At 60.6% G+C, this 18744-nt stretch carries 27 protein-coding genes; all 27 read right to left on the bottom strand.

Annotated elements, in window-relative coordinates; translation table 11 throughout:
- Positions 1-175 precede the first annotated feature (175 nt).
- The 27 genes from FMA36_RS10065 to rpoC all read right to left on the bottom strand — a co-directional run bounded on the left by FMA36_RS10065 (position 176) and on the right by rpoC (position 18668).
- Positions 176-835 (bottom strand): adenylate kinase, encoded by a 660-nt coding sequence (locus tag FMA36_RS10065; RefSeq protein WP_159262190.1) that lies wholly within the window; start codon positions 833-835, stop codon positions 176-178.
- A complete protein-coding gene (gene secY / locus FMA36_RS10060; protein ID WP_061271365.1) occupies positions 832-2181 on the bottom strand; it encodes a preprotein translocase subunit SecY in 1350 nt (449 codons plus the stop codon). Before secY ends, FMA36_RS10065 begins: the two co-directional genes overlap by 4 nt.
- Positions 2182-2339: 158 nt before the next feature.
- Complete coding sequence (rplO, locus tag FMA36_RS10055; RefSeq protein WP_129551358.1) at positions 2340-2828, bottom strand: 50S ribosomal protein L15; 489 nt, start codon at positions 2826-2828, stop codon at positions 2340-2342.
- A 1-nt stretch (position 2829) separates the two neighbouring features.
- A complete protein-coding gene (rpmD, locus tag FMA36_RS10050; protein WP_061271369.1) occupies positions 2830-3018 on the bottom strand; it encodes a 50S ribosomal protein L30 in 189 nt (62 codons plus the stop codon).
- Complete coding sequence (gene rpsE, locus FMA36_RS10045) at positions 3011-3589, bottom strand: 30S ribosomal protein S5 (RefSeq protein WP_014105019.1); 579 nt, start codon at positions 3587-3589, stop codon at positions 3011-3013. The genes rpmD and rpsE overlap by 8 nt, the downstream gene beginning before the upstream one ends.
- Before the next feature lie 17 nt (positions 3590-3606).
- Positions 3607-3969: a 50S ribosomal protein L18 gene (gene rplR, locus FMA36_RS10040; protein WP_078524555.1), complete on the bottom strand. Its 363-nt coding sequence runs from the start codon at positions 3967-3969 to the stop codon at positions 3607-3609.
- A complete protein-coding gene (gene rplF / locus FMA36_RS10035; protein ID WP_110567223.1) occupies positions 3969-4502 on the bottom strand; it encodes a 50S ribosomal protein L6 in 534 nt (177 codons plus the stop codon). The genes rplR and rplF overlap by 1 nt, the downstream gene beginning before the upstream one ends.
- Positions 4503-4512: 10 nt before the next feature.
- The gene (rpsH, locus tag FMA36_RS10030) at positions 4513-4911 is read right to left on the bottom strand and encodes a 30S ribosomal protein S8 (protein ID WP_010506719.1); all 399 of its coding nucleotides are present in this window, start codon (positions 4909-4911) and stop codon (positions 4513-4515) included.
- 12 nt (positions 4912-4923) lie between these two features.
- Positions 4924-5229, bottom strand: a complete 306-nt coding sequence (gene rpsN, locus FMA36_RS10025) for a 30S ribosomal protein S14 (protein ID WP_061271375.1) — start codon at positions 5227-5229, stop codon at positions 4924-4926.
- Positions 5230-5334: 105 nt separating this feature from the next.
- Positions 5335-5904, bottom strand: coding sequence for a 50S ribosomal protein L5 (gene rplE, locus FMA36_RS10020; protein ID WP_061271377.1), 570 nt, complete (start codon positions 5902-5904; stop codon positions 5335-5337).
- A gap of 10 nt (positions 5905-5914) precedes the next feature.
- Positions 5915-6235 (bottom strand): 50S ribosomal protein L24, encoded by a 321-nt coding sequence (rplX, locus tag FMA36_RS10015; RefSeq protein ID WP_078524557.1) that lies wholly within the window; start codon positions 6233-6235, stop codon positions 5915-5917.
- Entirely contained in the window at positions 6235-6603 is a 369-nt protein-coding gene (gene rplN, locus FMA36_RS10010) for a 50S ribosomal protein L14 (protein ID WP_061271379.1), read from the bottom strand. Before rplN ends, rplX begins: the two co-directional genes overlap by 1 nt.
- Positions 6604-6617: 14 nt before the next feature.
- Positions 6618-6899: a 30S ribosomal protein S17 gene (gene rpsQ, locus FMA36_RS10005; RefSeq protein ID WP_061271381.1), complete on the bottom strand. Its 282-nt coding sequence runs from the start codon at positions 6897-6899 to the stop codon at positions 6618-6620.
- A 13-nt stretch (positions 6900-6912) separates the two neighbouring features.
- Positions 6913-7149 carry a 50S ribosomal protein L29 gene (gene rpmC, locus FMA36_RS10000; RefSeq protein WP_159262189.1) on the bottom strand — a complete coding sequence of 79 codons (237 nt, stop codon included), beginning with the start codon at positions 7147-7149 and terminating at the stop codon, positions 6913-6915.
- Position 7150: 1 nt separating this feature from the next.
- Positions 7151-7567 carry a 50S ribosomal protein L16 gene (gene rplP, locus FMA36_RS09995; protein ID WP_007399626.1) on the bottom strand — a complete coding sequence of 139 codons (417 nt, stop codon included), beginning with the start codon at positions 7565-7567 and terminating at the stop codon, positions 7151-7153.
- 54 nt (positions 7568-7621) lie between these two features.
- Positions 7622-8299: a 30S ribosomal protein S3 gene (gene rpsC, locus FMA36_RS09990; protein ID WP_061271387.1), complete on the bottom strand. Its 678-nt coding sequence runs from the start codon at positions 8297-8299 to the stop codon at positions 7622-7624.
- A gap of 3 nt (positions 8300-8302) precedes the next feature.
- Positions 8303-8704: a 50S ribosomal protein L22 gene (gene rplV / locus FMA36_RS09985; RefSeq protein WP_007399624.1), complete on the bottom strand. Its 402-nt coding sequence runs from the start codon at positions 8702-8704 to the stop codon at positions 8303-8305.
- Between the two features lie 2 nt (positions 8705-8706).
- On the bottom strand, positions 8707-8985 hold the full coding sequence (gene rpsS / locus FMA36_RS09980) for a 30S ribosomal protein S19 (RefSeq protein ID WP_007399623.1): 279 nt from the start codon (positions 8983-8985) through the stop codon (positions 8707-8709).
- Positions 8986-8997: 12 nt separating this feature from the next.
- On the bottom strand, positions 8998-9828 hold the full coding sequence (gene rplB / locus FMA36_RS09975) for a 50S ribosomal protein L2 (RefSeq protein WP_061271389.1): 831 nt from the start codon (positions 9826-9828) through the stop codon (positions 8998-9000).
- A 16-nt stretch (positions 9829-9844) separates the two neighbouring features.
- Complete coding sequence (locus FMA36_RS09970) at positions 9845-10141, bottom strand: 50S ribosomal protein L23 (RefSeq protein WP_172157796.1); 297 nt, start codon at positions 10139-10141, stop codon at positions 9845-9847.
- A gap of 35 nt (positions 10142-10176) precedes the next feature.
- Entirely contained in the window at positions 10177-10791 is a 615-nt protein-coding gene (gene rplD / locus FMA36_RS09965; protein WP_061271391.1) for a 50S ribosomal protein L4, read from the bottom strand.
- Positions 10792-10803: 12 nt separating this feature from the next.
- Positions 10804-11487 carry a 50S ribosomal protein L3 gene (rplC, locus tag FMA36_RS09960; protein ID WP_061271393.1) on the bottom strand — a complete coding sequence of 228 codons (684 nt, stop codon included), beginning with the start codon at positions 11485-11487 and terminating at the stop codon, positions 10804-10806.
- Positions 11488-11497: 10 nt separating this feature from the next.
- On the bottom strand, positions 11498-11806 hold the full coding sequence (rpsJ, locus tag FMA36_RS09955) for a 30S ribosomal protein S10 (protein ID WP_007282720.1): 309 nt from the start codon (positions 11804-11806) through the stop codon (positions 11498-11500).
- A 105-nt stretch (positions 11807-11911) separates the two neighbouring features.
- On the bottom strand, positions 11912-13102 hold the full coding sequence (gene tuf / locus FMA36_RS09950) for an elongation factor Tu (RefSeq protein ID WP_078524560.1): 1191 nt from the start codon (positions 13100-13102) through the stop codon (positions 11912-11914).
- 93 nt (positions 13103-13195) lie between these two features.
- Positions 13196-13672 (bottom strand): 30S ribosomal protein S7, encoded by a 477-nt coding sequence (rpsG, locus tag FMA36_RS09945; RefSeq protein WP_007399617.1) that lies wholly within the window; start codon positions 13670-13672, stop codon positions 13196-13198.
- Between the two features lie 15 nt (positions 13673-13687).
- Complete coding sequence (rpsL, locus tag FMA36_RS09940) at positions 13688-14059, bottom strand: 30S ribosomal protein S12 (RefSeq protein WP_003621118.1); 372 nt, start codon at positions 14057-14059, stop codon at positions 13688-13690.
- Between the two features lie 415 nt (positions 14060-14474).
- Positions 14475-18668 (bottom strand): DNA-directed RNA polymerase subunit beta', encoded by a 4194-nt coding sequence (gene rpoC, locus FMA36_RS09935; RefSeq protein ID WP_159262188.1) that lies wholly within the window; start codon positions 18666-18668, stop codon positions 14475-14477.
- Between the last annotated feature and the right edge of the window lie 76 nt (positions 18669-18744).

The following is an 18744-nucleotide window of genomic DNA, read 5'->3' as shown; positions in this document are numbered from 1 at the left end:
ACACCACCCGCCCTGTCTGGCGGGAGCATCGTGAACATACCGGTTTACGGACCGGCCAACCCCATCATCATACATTCTGGCCCTACGAGCCGCCCCTCATGGACGACTCACACGACGCTCATACCTTGAGGGCGCGCAATATACTGCTGCCCCCCATTGAGTCAATTATTTTGCATCACTTTTTAGTGATGCGATCGATAACACCAAAGACCTGCTTCGTCACGTCATCGATATCCGCCATGCCATCTACACGGTACAGACGGCCTTCCGCCTCGTAATAAGGCAGGATCGGCGCCGTGAGTTCCCGATAGGTTTTCAGGCGTGCAGCCACGGTGTCCCGCCGGTCATCCTCGCGGCGAATGAACTCGTGGCCGCCACATACATCGCATGTGCCTTCCACCTTCGGCCGCTTGGACACGTCGTTATAGCCCGCGCCACACTTGGCGCAGGTGTAACGGCCTGCAATCCGGTCGGCCAGGGCGTCCTCGTCCACATCGAGCAGCAGCACAGCATCGATGTGCTGCCTGCTACGCGCCAGCATGGCATCAAGCGCTTCCGCCTGCGCCCGCGTGCGCGGGAAACCATCAAGGATGAATCCCCTGGCGCAGTCCGGCTGGCGGATGCGGTTTTCAATCATGGCAATGATCAGGTCATCGGACACAAGCTGACCGTTCGCCATGACCGCCTTGACCTTCTGCCCCAGGGAGCTTCCGGTCGCGACTTCAGCCCGCAGCATGTCGCCAGTTGAAATCTGAGCGATTCCGTAGCGTTCTTCCAGCCGCTTTGACTGGGTGCCTTTTCCAGCACCCGGCGGCCCGAGAAAAATAATATTCACCGCATTTTGCCCTTTCGGCCCCGTCCGCGACGCATGAGGCCCTGATACTGGTGCGCCACCAGATGCGACTGCACCTGTGTCACCGTATCGATCGTCACGGTCACGATAATGATCAGACTCGTGCCACCAAAATAGAACGGCACGTTGTAATGGCTGATCAGGATCTGCGGCAACAGGCAGACAGCGACAAGATAGAGCGCGCCAATGGTCGTGATGCGCGTCAGGATCCGGTCAAAAAACGCCGCCGTATTGGCGCCAGGCCGGATACCGGGCACAAAGCCACCCTGCTTGCGCAGGTTCTCGGCCGTCTCCTGCGGGTTGAATGTCACCGCCGCATAGAAATACGAGAAGAACACGATCATCGCCGCATAGAACAGCATGTACAGCGGCTGCCCCTGCCCCAGCGATTGCCCCAGGAAAGACAGCCAGCCAGGCATCGAGCTGTTATTGACGAATCCCGCAATGGTCACGGGAATCAGCAGCACCGATGAGGCGAAGATTGGCGGAATTGAGCCTGCGGTATTTACCTTGAGCGGCATATGGGTCGAGTCACCACCAAACATGCGCTGGCCGACCTGCCGCTTGGGGTACTGGATCACCACACGCCGTTGCGCCAGCTCCATGAACACGATGAATGCGATGGTCACCGCAGCCAGCACCAGGAAGACCAGCACGAAGAACGGCGAAAGCGCGCCGGTATAGCCAAGCTGGAACAGGCTTGCGAGCGCGTTGGGCAGGTTTGCCACAATACCCGCGAAGATGATCAGCGAGATGCCGTTACCAACCCCCCGCGATGTTATCTGCTCGCCAAGCCACATCAGGAACATCGTGCCGCCCACCAGTGTCAGCACGCACGAGACGATAAAGAACAGCCCCGGCGAGACAACGGCCGAGCCCGCCTCCGTATGCATGTTCTCCAACCCGATGGCGATGCCGTAGGCCTGGAACAGCGCAATGACCACCGTCAGGTAGCGGGTATATTCGTTCAGCTTGCGCCGCCCGCCCTCGCCTTCCTTCTTCAGGGCTTCAAGGGAGGGAATGGCCGCTGACATGAGCTGCACGATGATCGAGGCACTGATATAGGGCATGATGTTGAGTGCGAACACGGTCATGCGCCCAAGCGCACCGCCCGTGAACATATCGAACATACCCAGGATACCGCCCTGATGCCGGGCCAGAAGCTGCCCCATCACCGTCGCATCGACGCCAGGGACGGGGATATAGGTGCCAATCCGGTAGACGATCAGCGCACCGAGGGTAAACCAGATACGCTTCTTCAGTTCCGTTGCGTTGGCAAAGGAGCTGAAATTCAGATTGGCAGCCAACTGTTCGGCCGCGGAGGCCATGCGCCCATCCTTTCACAAGAACAGCGCCACCGCCGAAAACGGGACGCTGTCATGATAAAAAAAACCGCAGAAAGTAATAAAGCGATGCGCCCGCCGAGTGCAAGCAGCATCGCTTTTATCATGCTTCGGGTACAGAACGTGCCTGTGCCCCCAGCCGGTCATTCGGCGGCAGGAGCCTGCTGCTTCTGGACCTTGACCTGCACCTTGCCGCCAGCCTTTTCAACTGCGGCAATGGCACCGGCCGAAGCGCCGGACACTTCAATGGTCACGGCATGGTTCAGCGCGCCATCGGCAAGCAGACGAATGCCATCAAAGCGGCCCGACCCGGCCAGACCGGCAGTGGTCAGGATCTCTTCCGTCACCACGGCCTTGGCATCGATCTTGCCAGCAGCAATCGCCTTGTCGAGCACGCCCAGGTTCACCACCGCATAATCCTTGCGGAAGATGTTCTTGAAGCCGCGCTTGGGCAGACGACGGTAGATGGGCAGCTGACCGCCTTCAAAACCGTTCAGCGACACACCGGAGCGTGCCTTCTGACCCTTCACACCCTTGCCCGACGTCTTGCCCTTGCCAGAGCCGATGCCGCGACCAAGGCGCTTTTTGCGATAGCGTGCGCCCTCGTTGTCACGAAGTTCGTTCAGGTTCATCTCAATCCTCCACCTTGATCAGGTGGGACACCTTGCGGATCATGCCACGAACTGAAGGAGTATCCTCCAGCTCACGGGTACGACCGATCTTGTTCAGGCCCAGGCCCACCAGCGTAGCCTGCTGGCCCGGCTTCTGGCCATTGCCAGAATGCACCTGGGTAACGCGAATGGTTGCCTTGGTATCAGACATCGGCCGCAGCCTCCGTCGCTACCGCAGCCTCGCGGCGCCCCAGGATGTCCGAAACCTTCTTGCCACGGCGGTTAGCAACCGAACGCGGGCTGGCGCAACGCTCCAGCGCGGCGAACGTCGCCTTGACCATGTTGTGCGGGTTGCGGGTGCCGAGCGACTTGGCCACCACGTCATTGATGCCCAGGCTCTCGAACACGGCGCGCATCGGACCACCGGCAATGATGCCCGTGCCCGCATCAGCGGAGCGCAGGACAACCTTGCCTGCCCCGAAGTGACCGGCCACATCATGATGCAGCGTACGGCCTTCCTTCATGGGAACGCGGATCATCGTCCGCTTGGCGCGATCGGTTGCCTTGCGGATCGCCTCGGGAACTTCACGGGCCTTGCCCGCGCCGAACCCTACGCGACCTTTCTGGTCACCAACAACAACCAGTGCCGCGAATGCAAAGCGGCGACCGCCCTTTACAACCTTGGCAACACGATTGATCGTGACCAGCTTGTCGACCAGATCGTCGCCTTCGCGGTCACGATCGCGACCACCCCGGCCGCCTTCTCTCGGTTCACGTGCCATTATGCGTGACCCTTTCGTCAGAACGAGAGACCGCCCTCACGGGCAGCCTCCGCCAGGGCCTTGATACGCCCATGATACAGATACGAGCCGCGGTCGAAAACGACCTTCGACACACCAGCAGCCACCGCGCGCTCGGCAAGAAGCTTGCCGACTGCACCGGCTGCCTTCACGTCCGTGCCACCCTTGAGGGTGGAACGCAGATCCTTGTCGAGGGTCGAAGCTGCGGCCAGCGTGCGGCCAGCGGCATCGTCGATCACCTGCGCGTAGATATTCTTGCCCGAACGGAACACCGACAGACGCGGACGGCCACCACTCTTGAGGCGAAGCTGGAAACGGAGACGCTGGCGCCGCCGCTCCCGCAGATCCTTCTGCGTGCTCATTATTTCTTCTTGCCTTCCTTGCGACGGATGGTTTCCGTTTCATAACGGACACCCTTGCCCTTGTAGGGCTCAGGCTTGCGGAAGCTACGGATATCAAGCGCAACCTGACCAACCCGCTGCTTGTCGATCCCCTCGACAGTCACGGCCGTCGGCCGCGGGGTGGTGATCTTGATGCCTTCAGGAATCGCATAGACGATGTCATGCGAATAACCGAGGTTCATGACCAGGTTCTTGCCCTGCACCGCAGCGCGGTAACCGGTCCCGGAGATTTCCAGAGTCTTGGAAAACCCTTCCGACACACCTTTGACCATGCTCGCGATCAGGGAACGCGTGGTCCCCCACATCATGCGGGCCTGGGCCTCGGTGCCAACCGGCTTTACCGCAACCTTGCCATCCGCGACATCAACGGCGATGTGACCGGACAGGGGCAGCTTGAGCTCCCCGAGCTTGCCCTTCGTGGTCAGCACGCCATCAGCAACGGAAACCTGAACGCCCGACGGAACTTCGACGGGATATTTGCCCACTCGCGACATTTATCCCTCCTCAGAACACACGGCAGAGGACTTCACCGCCAACATTGGCAGCGCGGGCCTCCGCATCGGACAGAACACCACGCGGCGTCGACAGGATCGACACACCCAGCCCGGCATAGACACGCGGCAGTTCCTTGATCTTGGAATAGACGCGGCGCCCCGGCTTGGACACACGGTGGATTTCTTTGATGACCGGCTCGCCATCGAGATATTTCAGCTCGATGCGCAGCTGGGCCACACCCTTGCGCAGTTCCTCACGCGAGAAACCACGGATATATCCCTCGCGGCGAAGCGCCTCGAGAACACTGGCGCGCAGCTTGGAAGCCGGCGCCACGCAGGCAGCATGCCGTGCACGCTGCGCATTGCGGATCCGGGTGAGGAGATCACCCAACGGATCAGAAAGTGACATCGTTCCCTGCCCTTACCAGCTTGACTTGACCATGCCCGGGATCTGACCATTGGAGGCCAGGTCGCGCAGGGCGATACGGCAGAGTTCAAACTTTCTGTAATTGGCGCGAGGACGCCCGGTGAGCTTGCAGCGCAGACGCACGCGAACGCGCGACCCGTTGCGAGGAAGTTCAGCAAGCTTGAGCGACGCATCGAAGCGATCTTCAACCGGCAGAGACCGGTCCATGATGATGTTCTTCAATGCAGTCCGCTTAGCCCGGTCCCGGTCTGCCATGCGCTCGCGCTTGACATTCCGGTTTACGGCGGAAATTTTGGCCATGCCTTGTTTTACCCTCCGGAACCTGTCGGGCCATTCCCAACGGTTTTCCAAACAACGTGTGTATTAGGTCTTCTGGACTTCAGACGGAAGCCCTTTCGCTACATTTTATGCAGCGAAGGGCAGATCAAACGCCTTCAGCAGAGCCTTCGCTTCCGCATCCGTCTTCGCAGTGGTCACGAAGATGATGTCCATACCGCGGATCTCGTCTACCTTGTCGTATTCGATTTCCGGGAAGACAATCTGTTCCTTCAGCCCCATCGCGAAGTTGCCACGGCCGTCGAAACCCTTGTTCGCCGGCAGCCCGCGGAAATCACGCACGCGCGGCAGGGCGATCGTCACGAAACGATCCAGGAATTCGAACATCTGGGCACGGCGAAGCGTCACCTTGCACCCGATGGGCAGACCTTCACGAATCTTGAAGCCGGCGATCGCCTTCTTGGCAACCGTCTTGACCGGCTTCTGACCAGCGATCAGGGTCATTTCCTTGACCGCCGCGTCGAGCTTCTTCTGGTCGCCAGCGGCTTCGCCAACACCCATGTTCAGGACAATCTTCTCGAGACGCGGAACCTGCATCTCGTTCTTGTACCCGAATTCCTCACGCAGCTTCGCGCGCAGCTCGTCCTGATAACGCTGCTGCATGCGCGGCAGGGCGCGGGCTTCTTTCACTTCAGACATTCCCGCCCCCTCAGCCTTCGATTACTTCGCCGGTCGCCTTGGCGACACGAACCTTGCGACCATCTTCCAGAATACGGAAGCCGACTTTCGTCGGATCGCCGCTCTTGGGATCGATCAGCTTCAGGTTGGACAGGTGTACCGGCATTTCCTTCTGGACAATGCCGCCCTGCTCACCCATGCGCGAAGGACGGGTATGACGCTTCGCAATGGCAACGCCACGCACCACGGCCTTGTTGGCTGCGGGCAGGACCGTAACGACCTCGCCACGGGTCCCCTTGGAACCACCGGTGGTGACCAGAACCTGGTCACCCTTCTTGATACGAGCAGCCATTACAGCACCTCCGGCGCCAGCGAGATGATCTTCATGAACTTGCGGGCACGCAGCTCACGCACGACCGGGCCAAAGATACGGGTGCCGATCGGCTCCTGCTGCTTGTTGATCAGCACGGCCGCGTTGCGGTCAAAACGGATGGCGCTGCCATCAGCCCGGCGCACGGGGTAGGAAGTGCGCACGATCACCGCCTGGTGAACGTCGCCCTTCTTGACCTTGCCGCGGGGAATGGCTTCCTTGACGGACACGACAATCACGTCGCCGACCGAGGCAGACTTCCGCTTGGAACCGCCCAGTACCTTGATGCACTGCACCTGACGGGCACCGGAATTATCGGCGACGTCAAGGTTGGTCTCGGGATGGATCATGGTCTATGCCTTCTTTACGCCTGGGCGCCAGACGCAGCACCGGCGGCTGCCGCGAGCGGCTGGCCATTCCGGACAACGACCGTCCAGGTCTTGCGGCGGGAAATCGGCTTGCATTCTTCAATGCGCACCGTGTCACCCACCTTGCATTCGTTCAAGCCGTCATGCGCCGCATACTTCTTCGAGCGACGAATGAACTTCTTATACAGCGGGTGGATAATGCGACGATCGACAAGAACCGTAACGGTCTTGTCCATCTTGTCGCTGGTTACCCGCCCGGTCAGGACGCGCCTTGGCATCGCCCGTCTCCCTTCAGGACTTTACTGCCGGCGCGTGGCCAGCAGAACTCTTCTTAACAACTTCGGTCGCAATCGTCTTCACACGCGCGATCTCACGACGAACCACGCGCATGCGGGACTGCCCCTCGGTCTGGCCGGTCGCATGCTGAAACCGAAGATTGAACTGCTCGCGCTTCAGATCGACGAGAAGCGTATCCAGTTCTTCAACAGTCTTGGCACGCAGATCGGCCGGCTTTGTTGCCTTTGCCATCTCACGCCTCTCCGATACGGGTCACGAATTTGGTCTTGATCGGCAGCTTTGCCGCACCGAGAGCCAGCGCTTCACGCGCGACTTCCGGCGGCACACCCTCGATCTCGAACAGGATTCGACCCGGCTTCACACGAGCCACCCAATATTCGGGCGACCCCTTGCCGGACCCCATACGCACTTCTGCCGGTTTTGTCGAGACCGGAAGATCAGGGAAAATCCGAATCCAGACACGACCCGCACGCTTCATGGCACGGGTAATGGCCCGGCGGGCCGCTTCGATCTGGCGGGCCGTGATCCGTTCAGGCTGGAGAGCCTTCAGGCCAAAAGCCCCGAAATTCAGGGTTGTGCCGCCTTTGGCCAACCCATGAATGCGCCCTTTGTGGGCCTTGCGGTACTTTGTCCGCTTGGGAGAAAGCATTTTTCAAATCCTCACGCGCCGCCTGGCGCATCTAGGTCCATTGGACCCCGCAAATCAGCGCTGCGGGGCCTGTTCGGCGGCGCGACGGTCCTGCGCCAGCGGATCATGGGCAAGAATCTCGCCCTTGAAGATCCAGACCTTCACACCACAGGTGCCATAGGTCGTCTTGGCGGTCGCCACACCATAGTCGATGTCCGCACGCAGCGTATGCAGCGGCACCCGACCCTCACGATACCACTCGACACGCGCGATTTCCGCGCCGCCAAGACGGCCCGAGCAGTTGATCCGGATACCCTGCGCGCCAAGGCGCATGGCGGACTGCACGGCGCGCTTCATGGCGCGACGGAAGGCAACGCGGCGCTCGAGCTGCTGGGCGATGTTCTCGGCCACCAGGGTCGCATCGATTTCCGGCTTGCGGATCTCGACGATGTTCAGCGCGACATCGGTCTTGGCCATACGGGCCAGGTCCTTGCGCAGCACATCGATGTCCTGGCCCTTCTTGCCGATCACCACGCCGGGGCGTGCCGCATAGATGGTCACGCGCGGCTTCTTCGCCGGGCGCTCGATCACCACGCGGGACACACCTGCACCGGCCAGCTTGCGGCGCAGGTAGGCGCGCAGCTTCAGGTCATCATGCAGCAGGCGGGCATAGTCCGCATCGGCGTACCAGCGGCTGTCCCATGTCCGGTTAATACCGAGCCGAAGCCCGATCGGATTAACTTTATGTCCCATGGATCAGGCCGCCTTTTTTTCGGTTTCAGCTTCGGGCTTCTTTTCAGCCACGACGATGGTCAGGTGGCTGAAAAACTTCTCGATGCGGGCCGAACGGCCACGACCACGTGCATGGAAACGACGCATCACGATCGACTTGCCCACCTCAGCGCGGGCAACGACCAGCTGGTCAACGTCCAGCTGATGATTGTTCTCGGCGTTGGCGATCGCACTTTCCAGCGTCTTCTTGACCTGCTGGGCAATGCGACGCTTGGAGAATGTGAGGGTGGCGATCGCCTGCGCGGCCGGCTTGTTGCGGATCAGACCCGCAACAAGGTTCAGCTTGCGCGGGCTGATGCGGATGTTCCGCGTCAGCGCCTGCGCCTCGGTTTCCGCGAGCGTGCGCGGATGCTTAGGCTTGCTCATGTTCAGCCCCGCTTCGCTTTCTTGTCCGAAGAATGACCCGTAAAGGTACGGGTCGGTGAGAACTCACCGAACTTGTGCCCCACCATGTTCTCGGAAACCTGCACGGGCAGGAATTTGTGCCCATTATAGACGCCGAACGTCAGTCCGACGAACTGCGGCAGGATGGTGGATCGACGCGACCAGATCTTGATCACTTCGTTACGGCCCGACGCGCGCGATGCATCGGCTTTGTTCAGCAGATACCCGTCCACGAACGGGCCCTTCCAGACGGAACGTGCCATCTTAAATGCCCCTTACTTGCCGGTCTTCCGGCGACGGATGATCAGACTGTCCGTACGCTTGTTGACCCTGGTCTTGTAACCCTTAGTCGGCTTGCCCCATGGCGTAACCGGATGACGCCCACCCGAAGTGCGTCCTTCACCACCACCATGCGGATGGTCAACCGGGTTCATGACGACACCACGGTTGTGCGGGCGGCGGCCCAGCCAGCGATTGCGGCCGGCCTTGCCCAGGTGCTGGTTCATGTTGTCCGGGTTGGACACGGCACCAATGGTGGCCATGCATTCCGCGCGAACAACACGCAGCTCACCGGACTGCAGCTTGATCTGGGCATAACCCATGTCCTTGCCGACCAGCTGCGCATACGTGCCAGCCGAGCGGGCGATCTTGCCACCAGCACCAGCCTTGAGCTCGATGTTGTGGATGATCGTGCCCACCGGAACGGCAGACAGGGGCATGGCGTTGCCCGGCTTGATATCGGCGCGCGCACCGGCGATGACTTCGTCACCCACCTTCAGGCGCTGCGGCGCAATGATATAGGCCAGCTCGCCATCAGCATACTTGATGAGCGCGATGAACGCCGTACGGTTGGGATCGTATTCCAGGCGTTCCACCGTGCCGACCACGTCGAACTTACGACGCTTGAAGTCAACATAACGATAGGACTGCTTGTGTCCGCCACCGATGAAACGCGAGGTGGTGCGGCCGTGGTTGTTACGGCCGCCGCTCTTGTTCTTCCCCTCGGTCAGGCCCTTGACGGGCTTGCCTTTCCACAGCTCCTTGCGGTCGATCAGAACCGTTCCGCGCAGGCTGGGGGTAACTGGATTAAAGTGCTTCAATGCCATTTCTTGTCACCCCGCGTCAGACCAGCTTCGCGGTCAGGTCAATGGACTGACCTTCTGCAAGCTGAACAAACGCTTTCTTAACATCCGAACGCTGGCCGGGACGTCCCTTGAAGCGCTTGGCTTTTCCCTTCTGGATGAGCGTATTCACACCCAGAACCTTCACGCCAAACAGCGTCTCGACCGCAACCTTGATCTCCGGCTTCGTGGCGCTGATCGCAACCTTGAAACCGACCTGATTCTTTTCGGAAAGGGCGGTCGCCTTTTCCGTGATCAGGGGGGAGCGGATGATGTCGTACATCGCTTCCCGAGACATGCGTTCCGCCTTCTTGCGGATTGCCAGGATGTTGGTCATGCCAGACGCTCCTTCAGACCCTCAACCCCGGCGCGCGTGATCGCGAGCACATCGTGGTTCAGGATATCGTAGACATTGGCGCCCACTGTCGGAAGAATATCGATCTTCGGCAGGTTGCGCGCAGCACGGCCAAAGTTCTCTTCAACCGCGGCATCCACGATCAGCGCGGATGTCCAGCCCAGGACCTTCAGCTTCTTGGCCAGCTCGGCCGACTTGCCCGAGGCAGTCGCGGCATCGAGCACTACCAGCTTGCCTTCCGCCGCCTTCTGCGACAGCGCGGAAATCAGGCCAAGGCGACGCACCTTCTTGGGCAGGTCATAGCCATGGTCACGTACCACGGGGCCATGAACGATGCCACCGGTGCGGTACTGCGGCGCGCGCAGCGAACCCTGACGGGCGCTACCCGTGCCCTTCTGGCGGTACGGCTTCTTGGTCGTGCCGGAGACTTCCCCCATGCCCTTGACCTTGTGCGTACCAGCCCGGCGCTTGGCCAGCTGCCAGTGCACCACACGCGCCAGAATATCCGTGCGCGGCGTTGCGGCGAAAATCTCGTCGGGAAGGCTGGCAGTACCTGCGCTTCCGTTATCGAGGGTTTTGATCTCGTAATCCATTGCCCTCTATCCTCAGCCCGCAGCCTCAACCAGGGCCGCCGGATACGGCGCCTCGGCATGACGGGCCTTCTTGATCGCATCACGAACGAGAACCGTTTCATTCTTTCCGCCCGGCACGGAGCCGCGGATCATGATCAGGTTCTTTTCGGCGTCAACAGCCGCAACCTCAAGGTTCAGCGTAGTAATACGCTCGGAACCGAGATGGCCGGCCATCTTCTTGTTCTTGAAAACCTTGCCCGGATCCTGGCGGTTACCCGTGGAACCGTGCGAACGGTGACTGATCGAGACACCGTGGGTGGCTTCGAGACCGGCAAAGTTCCAGCGCTTCATCGCGCCGGCAAAACCCTTACCCTTGCTGGTGCCGGTAACGTCCACCTTCTGCCCCACCACGAAATGGGCGGCGGACAGAGAAGCCCCGACTTCCAGGACGGCGTCATCCGATACACGGAATTCCGCCAGCTTCTTCTTGGGCTCGACCTTGGCCTTGGCAAAATGGCCGCGGTTCGGCTTGGACACATTTTTGACCTTGGCCTTGCCCGCGCCAAGCTGGACGGCTGTGTAGCCATCACGCTCGGTAGTGCGAACATCAACCACCTGCAGATCATCAAGCTGCAGGACAGTCACCGGCACATGTGTGCCGTCTTCCTTGAACAGCCGGGTCATACCCAGCTTTTTTGCGATCAATCCGGTGCGCATCGTCTGGACCTTAGAGTTTAATCTCGACATCTACGCCAGCGGCGAGGTCGAGTTTCATGAGAGCGTCCACGGTCTGCGGGGTCGGCTCGACAATGTCGAGCAGCCGGCGATGGGTCCGAATTTCGAACTGCTCGCGGCTTTTCTTATCCACGTGGGGGGAGCGGTTTACGGTAAACCGTTCAATATGCGTCGGCAGCGGGATAGGACCCCGAACCCGCGCACCCGTACGCTTCGCCGTATTGACGATCTCCTTCGTGCTGTTGTCTAGCACCCGATGATCGTACGCCTTCAGGCGAATGCGGATGTTCTGGTTGTCCATCTTTCTGTTTCAGTCCAACTTTACCTGATTCGGGGGAACCCGATCCGCAATGGAAACCCGGCCGGATTGCTCCGACCGGGATGCCACAGTTCAGTTACTGTCCAATCACGCCGTGATGGAAGCAACAACACCTGCACCAACGGTGCGGCCGCCTTCGCGGATAGCGAAGCGCAGGCCTTCATCCATGGCGATCGGAGCGATCAGCTCGACATCCATGGCGACGTTATCGCCAGGCATGACCATTTCCGTGCCTTCCGGCAGGTGAACGACGCCGGTGACGTCGGTCGTACGGAAATAGAACTGCGGGCGATAGTTGGTGAAGAACGGCGTGTGACGGCCACCCTCTTCCTTCGTCAGGATGTAGGCTTCCGCCTTGAACTTGGTGTGCGGGGTGATCGAACCCGGCTTTGCCAGCACCTGGCCACGCTCAACGTCTTCACGCTTCGTGCCACGCAGCAGCGCGCCGATGTTGTCACCTGCTTCACCACGATCAAGCAGCTTGCGGAACATTTCAACGCCGGTCACGGTCGTCTTCTGCGTCGGGCGCAGGCCAACGATCTCGATTTCGTCGCCAACGTTCACGGCGCCACGCTCGACACGGCCCGTCACCACGGTGCCGCGGCCCGAGATGGAGAACACGTCTTCGATCGGCATCAGGAACGGACGGTCGATCGGACGCTCCGGCTGCGGGATGTATTCATCCACAGCGTTCATCAGGTCCATGACGCGGTTTTCACCAACTTCCGCATCGCCGTCTTCCAGCGTCACCAGGGCCGAACCCTTGATGATGGGGATATCGTCGCCGGGGAACTGGTAAGCGGAAAGCAGCTCGCGCACTTCCATCTCGACCAGCTCAAGCAGCTCCGGATCATCAACCTGGTCAACCTTGTTCAGGAAGACAACCAGGGCCGGCACGCCAACCTGGCGGGCAAGCAGGATGTGCTCGCGGGTCTGGGGCATCGGGCCGTCAGCGGCCGACACAACCAGGATCGCGCCGTCCATCTGCGCGGCACCGGTGATCATGTTCTTCACATAGTCAGCGTGGCCGGGGCAGTCGACGTGTGCGTAGTGACGCTTCGCGGTCTCGTACTCGACGTGAGCGGTCGAGATGGTGATGCCACGGGCGCGCTCTTCAGGTGCGGCGTCGATCATGTCATACGCCTTGAATTCCGCACCACCAGCCTTCGCCAGCGTCTTGGTGATAGCAGCGGTCAGCGAGGTCTTGCCGTGATCGACGTGACCAATCGTACCGATGTTGCAGTGCGGCTTATTCCGCTCAAATTTAGCCTTTGCCATCGTTTTCTCCGTTAACTCGGCCTCGTGCCGAGAGTCGGGTTGGAAAGTTCCGTTTCGGAAGCCGGGCCGGTGAATAGACCGGCCTGACCGCCTTTACCAGCGGTAATGACTGAATGCCTTGTTGGCTTCGGCCATGCGGTGCGTGTCTTCGCGCTTCTTGACCGCGGCGCCACGATTGTTGACGGCGTCAAGAAGTTCGTTCGACAGGCGATCCTGCATGGTGTTCTCGCCACGCTTGCGCGAGGCGTCGATCAGCCAGCGGATGGCCAGCGCCTGACGACGCTCGGCCCGGACTTCGACCGGAACCTGGTAGGTGGCGCCACCAACACGGCGAGAACGCACCTCGACAGCCGGCTTGACGTTGTCCAGCGCGCTGTGGAACATGACCACAGGGTCCGCAGCGGCACCACCACGGCGGCGCAGCACCTCAAGGGCGCCATAGACGATCCCTTCAGCGGTGGACTTCTTGCCGTCGTACATCAGGGCGTTCATGAAACGCGTAATGACGACATCACCAAATTTCGGATCGGGAAGAATCTCGCGCTTGACTGCGCGATGACGGCGACTCATGCCTCGTTATTCCTTTTACTTAGGACGCTTCGCGCCATAGAGCGAGCGACGCTGACGACGCTTGGCGATACCCTGGGTGTCCAGAACGCCGCGCAGGATGTGATAACGCACGCCAGGAAGATCCTTAACGCGACCACCACGGATCAGGACAACGCTATGTTCCTGGAGGTTATGCCCCTCACCCGGAATATAGCTCACAACCTCATAACCGTTGGTCAGGCGTACTTTTGCCACCTTACGCAGAGCCGAGTTCGGCTTCTTCGGTGTGGTTGTGTAAACACGAGTGCAAACGCCACGCTTCTGCGGACAGCCCTGCAGGGCAGGAACCTTATTGCGTTTGGCTGCGGGTTCGCGACCTTTCGCGATCAACTGGTTGATGGTCGGCATACGCCTTTCCCGATCCTTACAAAATTCGGCCGGCCAACCCCATATCTGGTTGCCGACTGTCGTTCACAACAAAACCCCAACGAATGACAACCATTCGTTCGGGCATCATATTTACATCCGGCCTGGGCAGCCCGATTCCCGGACTGCGGCACCGCATGTCTGCATGCTGCATTCGACGGCCAACGACGTCTTTCAGACAGGGCTAGCCGAGGGCGCGTTACCTACGGGCAAACTGACCAAAAGTCAAGCCTTGCGCAGGATTCGCTAGCAGTCTGGCGAAACGACTCTGTTCCACCGGACTCGGAGCACCGCTCCGTCAGGCTGCTGATACCGCCTGAATCGGATGGTGACAATAGTGCAGCACCGAATCATGCCGGATAGCGGTCTCCCGCCATCCGGCATTTCTCTCGTATGGTTACTCGGCCGCCTTGGGCGGCACGGCAGCACGGGCCTTGGCGAGGCGCTGCTTGTCCTCGCCTGCGGCAACCGCGCGGAGCTTGTTCATCACGCTGCCCGTCCCTGCCGGGATCAGGCGGCCGACGATGACGTTCTCCTTCAGGCCGTTGAGCGTATCCTTCTTGCCCGCCGTAGCAGCCTCGGTGAGGACACGGGTGGTCTCCTGGAAGGAGGCCGCCGAGATGAAGGACTGCGTCTGCAGCGAGGCCTTGGTGATGCCCTGCAGCACCGGCATGGCGACGGCAGGGTGTTCACCGAGGTTCAGGCGCTTGGCATTCTCTTCCTCGTATTCGATACGGTCCACCGTCTCACCGATCAGGTAGGTCGTATCGCCCGGCTCAAGGATTTCCACCTTCTGCAGCATCTGACGAACAATGACTTCGATGTGCTTGTCATTGATCTTCACGCCCTGCAGGCGATAGACGTCCTGGATCTCGTTGACGAGGTAGTCCGACAGCGCCTCGACACCCAGAACCTTCAGGATGTCATGCGGCACGCGCGGCCCGTCGACAAGCGGATCGCCCACCTGGACAAAGTCGCCTTCCTGAACGGAAACGTGCTTGCCCTTGGGGATGAGGTAATCCGTCTCCTCGCCCGTCTCGTCGTTCTTGACGATGACGCGACGCTTGGACTTGTAGTCCTTGCCGAATTCCACGCGCCCCTCGGTTTCCGAGATGATGGCGTGATCCTTCGGGCGACGGGCCTCGAACAGTTCCGCCACGCGCGGCAGACCACCGGTAATGTCACGTGTCTTGGAGCCTTCACGCGGGATACGCGCCAGCACGTCGCCTGCGTTGACCTGCGCGCCGTTCTCGACCGAAAGCAGCGAGTCAGGCGACAGGAAGTAGCGGGCGTCGTTGCCATTGGCCAGCTTCACCACATCGCCGTTGGCATCCTTGAGCTGCAGGCGCGGACGCAGGTCGATCCCCTTGGAGGCCTGCTTGTAGTCCACGACCACCTTGGATGTCAGGCCGGTTACCTCATCCATCCGCTCCACCAGGGTGATGGAGTCGATCAGGTCAAGATATTCCACCTTACCAGGCTGCTCGGTGATGATCGGCAGGGTGTACGGATCCCACTCGGCCATCTTCTGGCCACGGGCCACCTCGGCGCCATCCTCGACCAGCAGGCGCGCACCATAGGGCACACGGTAGCGGGCGCGTTCGGTTCCGCGGTCATCCGTCAGCAGGATCTCGCAGTTACGCGACATGACGATGGGCACGTTCTGGCTGTTATGCACCACGTTCTTGTTGCGGATCGTCACCTTGCCATCACGCGAGGCCTCGACCATCGACTGCTCGGCACCACGCTGCGCCGCACCACCAATATGGAAGGTACGCATGGTCAGCTGCGTGCCCGGCTCACCGATGGACTGGGCGGCGATCACGCCCACAGCCTCACCGATGTTGACCGGCGTGCCACGCGCAAGGTCACGGCCATAGCAGTGGCCACACACGCCCACGCGGCTGTCACAGGTCAGCACGGAGCGGATCAGCAGGCTTTCGACGCCCGCCTTCTCGATCTGCTCGGCCTCGGCTTCCTCGATCAGCGTATTGCGCGGGAAGAGCACCTTGCCGGTTGCCGGGTCCAGCACATCGGCGGCCAGCGTGCGACCAAGCATCCGCTCGGACAGGGAGGCCACGACTTCGCCGCCATCCATGACCGCACGCACGGTCAGGCCGCGCTCGGTGCCGCAATCTTCCTCGACGATGATGCTGTCCTGCGCCACGTCAACGAGGCGGCGGGTCAGGTAACCCGAGTTCGCGGTCTTGAGCGCGGTATCGGCCAGGCCCTTACGCGCACCATGGCTGGAGGTGAAGTAATCGAGAACCGACAGGCCTTCCTTGAAGTTGGCGATGATCGGCTGCTCGATGATCTCACCCGACGGCTTGGCCATCAGGCCACGCATGCCGGCAAGCTGCTTCATCTGCGCTGGCGACCCACGGGCACCGGAGTGGCTCATCATCCACACCGAGTTGGTGGGCTTGCCAATCTCCTGCTTGGAGATCTCCTTCATCATCGCGGCCTGCACTTCATCGGTGCAGCGCGACCAGGCATCGACCACCTTGTTGTAGCGCTCGCCAGCGGTGATCAGGCCGTCCTGATACTGCTGCTCGAACTCCTTTACCTCGGCGGCGGTGCGGTCCACGAGTTCCTTCTTCTCGACGGGGACGATCATGTCGTCCTTGCCGAAGGAAATGCCCGAACGCGCGGCGTGGCGGAAGCCAAGGCCCATCAGGCGGTCACAGAAGATCACGCATTCCTTCTGGCCACAGTGACGGTAAACCGCGTCAATCACGTCCGACACGATCTTCTTGGTCAACTGGCGGTTGATCAGCGAGAACGGAAGCGCCTGGTTGCGCGGCAGGATCTGGGCAACAAGCATGCGGCCCGGCGTGGTGACAACCGTCTCACGCACTGTCTTGCCCTCGGCATCGAAGCTCTCGATACGCGCGCGGATCTTGTCATGCAGCTTCACAGCGCCCGTGCTCAGCGCGTATTCCACTTCGCCCACGCTCGAGAAGGACGGTGCGCCGGTCACGGTCACCTGCCCCTTGTCATCGTAGCTGTTCTTGTCGGGCGTTGCGCGGAATTCGGGCGTCTCGAGGCTGAGGTAATACAGCCCGAGCACGATATCCTGCGACGGCACGATGATGGGCTTGCCGTTGGCCGGGCTGAGGATGTTGTTGGTCGACATCATCAGCACGCGGGCTTCAAGCTGGGCCTCGAGGCTCAGCGGCACGTGCACGGCCATCTGGTCGCCATCGAAGTCGGCATTGAACGCGGTGCAGACCAGCGGATGCAGCTGGATGGCCTTGCCTTCGATCAGCACCGGCTCGAACGCCTGGATGCCCAGACGATGCAGCGTGGGCGCACGGTTGAGCATGACCGGATGCTCGCGGATCACTTCTTCAAGGATGTCCCACACTTCGGGACGTTCCTTTTCCACCATCCGCTTGGCAGCCTTGATGGTGGTGGCGTGACCGTATTTTTCCAGCTTGGAGTAGATGAACGGCTTGAACAGCTCGAGCGCCATCTTCTTGGGCAGGCCGCACTGGTGCAGCTTCAGCTCCGGCCCCACCACGATGACCGAACGGCCCGAATAGTCGACGCGCTTGCCGAGCAGGTTCTGGCGGAAGCGGCCCTGCTTGCCCTTGAGCATGTCGGACAGCGACTTGAGCGGACGCTTGTTGGCACCGGTGATGGCACGACCACGGCGACCGTTATCGAACAGCGCATCGACCGATTCCTGCAGCATGCGCTTTTCGTTACGCACGATGATGTCAGGCGCGCGCAGTTCGATCAGCCGCTTGAGGCGGTTATTACGGTTGATGACGCGGCGGTACAGGTCGTTCAGATCGGATGTGGCGAAACGGCCACCATCAAGCGGCACCAGCGGGCGCAGCTCGGGCGGAATGACCGGCACGAGGTCCAGGATCATCCATTCCGGGCGCGATTCACTGTCGGCAAAGGCCTCGACCAGCTTCAGGCGCTTGACCAGCTTCTTGCGCTTGGCTTCGGATGTGGTTTCCTTCAGCTCAAGGCGCAGTTCTTCCTTCTCGACCTTGCAGTCGATGCGCTCGAGGATCTTCTTGATCGCTTCCGCGCCAATACCGACCTCGATGCCCTCGTCGCCATGCTCGTCCATGACATCGAGGTACTGGTCTTCCGTCAGCAGGCTGTACTGCTTGAGCGGCGAGGTGCCGGGTTCCAGAACCACATAGCTCTCGAAATACAGGATCTTTTCCAGATCCTTCAGCGTCATGTCGACCATCAGGCCGATACGGCTGGGCAGGGATTTCAGGAACCAGATATGCGCAACCGGGCTGGCGAGTTCGATATGGCCCATGCGCTCGCGGCGCACCTTGGCCAGCGTGACTTCAACGCCGCATTTTTCGCAGATGATGCCACGGAACTTCATCCGCTTGTACTTGCCGCACAGACATTCGTAGTCCTTGATCGGACCAAAAATCCGCGCGCAGAACAGGCCATCACGCTCCGGCTTGAAGGTCCGGTAGTTGATGGTCTCGGGCTTCTTGATCTCGCCATAGGACCACGAACGGATCTGCTCGGCCGAGGCCAGCTGGATCTTGATCTGGTCAAAGGTCATGGCCTGGCCGCCCTGACCAAGGATCTTCATGAGTTCATTCATGCGCCGCAAACCCCCTGAGGGAATGAAGCGGAAGCAGGCGCCGCACCTGCCTCCACTCCTGAAAGAAAAATAGATG

This window comes from Komagataeibacter xylinus, from assembly GCF_009834365.1.
GTDB classification, from domain to species: domain Bacteria; phylum Pseudomonadota; class Alphaproteobacteria; order Acetobacterales; family Acetobacteraceae; genus Komagataeibacter; species Komagataeibacter xylinus_D.
The sequence above is the reverse complement of the archived record's forward strand: the minus strand, read 5'-3'. Positions and strand labels throughout refer to the sequence as shown.

What these genes read in the sequence shown, in the direction of transcription:
- secY (WP_061271365.1), bottom strand. Translation starts at nt 2,181, where the DNA reads ATGGCCTCCGCGGCCGAACAGTTGGCTGCCAATCTGAATTTCAGCTCC.
- rplO (WP_129551358.1), bottom strand. Translation starts at nt 2,828, where the DNA reads ATGAACCTGAACGAACTTCGTGACAACGAGGGCGCACGCTATCGCAAA.
- rpmD (WP_061271369.1), bottom strand. Translation starts at nt 3,018, where the DNA reads ATGTCTGATACCAAGGCAACCATTCGCGTTACCCAGGTGCATTCTGGC.
- rpsE (WP_014105019.1), bottom strand. Translation starts at nt 3,589, where the DNA reads ATGGCACGTGAACCGAGAGAAGGCGGCCGGGGTGGTCGCGATCGTGAC.
- rplR (WP_078524555.1), bottom strand. Translation starts at nt 3,969, where the DNA reads ATGAGCACGCAGAAGGATCTGCGGGAGCGGCGGCGCCAGCGTCTCCGT.
- rplF (WP_110567223.1), bottom strand. Translation starts at nt 4,502, where the DNA reads ATGTCGCGAGTGGGCAAATATCCCGTCGAAGTTCCGTCGGGCGTTCAG.
- rpsH (WP_010506719.1), bottom strand. Translation starts at nt 4,911, where the DNA reads ATGTCACTTTCTGATCCGTTGGGTGATCTCCTCACCCGGATCCGCAAT.
- rpsN (WP_061271375.1), bottom strand. Translation starts at nt 5,229, where the DNA reads ATGGCCAAAATTTCCGCCGTAAACCGGAATGTCAAGCGCGAGCGCATG.
- rplE (WP_061271377.1), bottom strand. Translation starts at nt 5,904, where the DNA reads ATGTCTGAAGTGAAAGAAGCCCGCGCCCTGCCGCGCATGCAGCAGCGT.
- rplX (WP_078524557.1), bottom strand. Translation starts at nt 6,235, where the DNA reads ATGGCTGCTCGTATCAAGAAGGGTGACCAGGTTCTGGTCACCACCGGT.
- rplN (WP_061271379.1), bottom strand. Translation starts at nt 6,603, where the DNA reads ATGATCCATCCCGAGACCAACCTTGACGTCGCCGATAATTCCGGTGCC.
- rpsQ (WP_061271381.1), bottom strand. Translation starts at nt 6,899, where the DNA reads ATGCCAAGGCGCGTCCTGACCGGGCGGGTAACCAGCGACAAGATGGAC.
- rpmC (WP_159262189.1), bottom strand. Translation starts at nt 7,149, where the DNA reads ATGGCAAAGGCAACAAAGCCGGCCGATCTGCGTGCCAAGACTGTTGAA.
- rplP (WP_007399626.1), bottom strand. Translation starts at nt 7,567, where the DNA reads ATGCTTTCTCCCAAGCGGACAAAGTACCGCAAGGCCCACAAAGGGCGC.
- rpsC (WP_061271387.1), bottom strand. Translation starts at nt 8,299, where the DNA reads ATGGGACATAAAGTTAATCCGATCGGGCTTCGGCTCGGTATTAACCGG.
- rplV (WP_007399624.1), bottom strand. Translation starts at nt 8,704, where the DNA reads ATGAGCAAGCCTAAGCATCCGCGCACGCTCGCGGAAACCGAGGCGCAG.
- rpsS (WP_007399623.1), bottom strand. Translation starts at nt 8,985, where the DNA reads ATGGCACGTTCCGTCTGGAAGGGCCCGTTCGTGGACGGGTATCTGCTG.
- rplB (WP_061271389.1), bottom strand. Translation starts at nt 9,828, where the DNA reads ATGGCATTGAAGCACTTTAATCCAGTTACCCCCAGCCTGCGCGGAACG.
- FMA36_RS09970 (WP_172157796.1), bottom strand. Translation starts at nt 10,141, where the DNA reads ATGTCTCGGGAAGCGATGTACGACATCATCCGCTCCCCCCTGATCACG.
- rplD (WP_061271391.1), bottom strand. Translation starts at nt 10,791, where the DNA reads ATGGATTACGAGATCAAAACCCTCGATAACGGAAGCGCAGGTACTGCC.
- rplC (WP_061271393.1), bottom strand. Translation starts at nt 11,487, where the DNA reads ATGCGCACCGGATTGATCGCAAAAAAGCTGGGTATGACCCGGCTGTTC.
- rpsJ (WP_007282720.1), bottom strand. Translation starts at nt 11,806, where the DNA reads ATGGACAACCAGAACATCCGCATTCGCCTGAAGGCGTACGATCATCGG.
- tuf (WP_078524560.1), bottom strand. Translation starts at nt 13,102, where the DNA reads ATGGCAAAGGCTAAATTTGAGCGGAATAAGCCGCACTGCAACATCGGT.
- rpsG (WP_007399617.1), bottom strand. Translation starts at nt 13,672, where the DNA reads ATGAGTCGCCGTCATCGCGCAGTCAAGCGCGAGATTCTTCCCGATCCG.
- rpsL (WP_003621118.1), bottom strand. Translation starts at nt 14,059, where the DNA reads ATGCCGACCATCAACCAGTTGATCGCGAAAGGTCGCGAACCCGCAGCC.
- rpoC (WP_159262188.1), bottom strand. Translation starts at nt 18,668, where the DNA reads ATGAATGAACTCATGAAGATCCTTGGTCAGGGCGGCCAGGCCATGACC.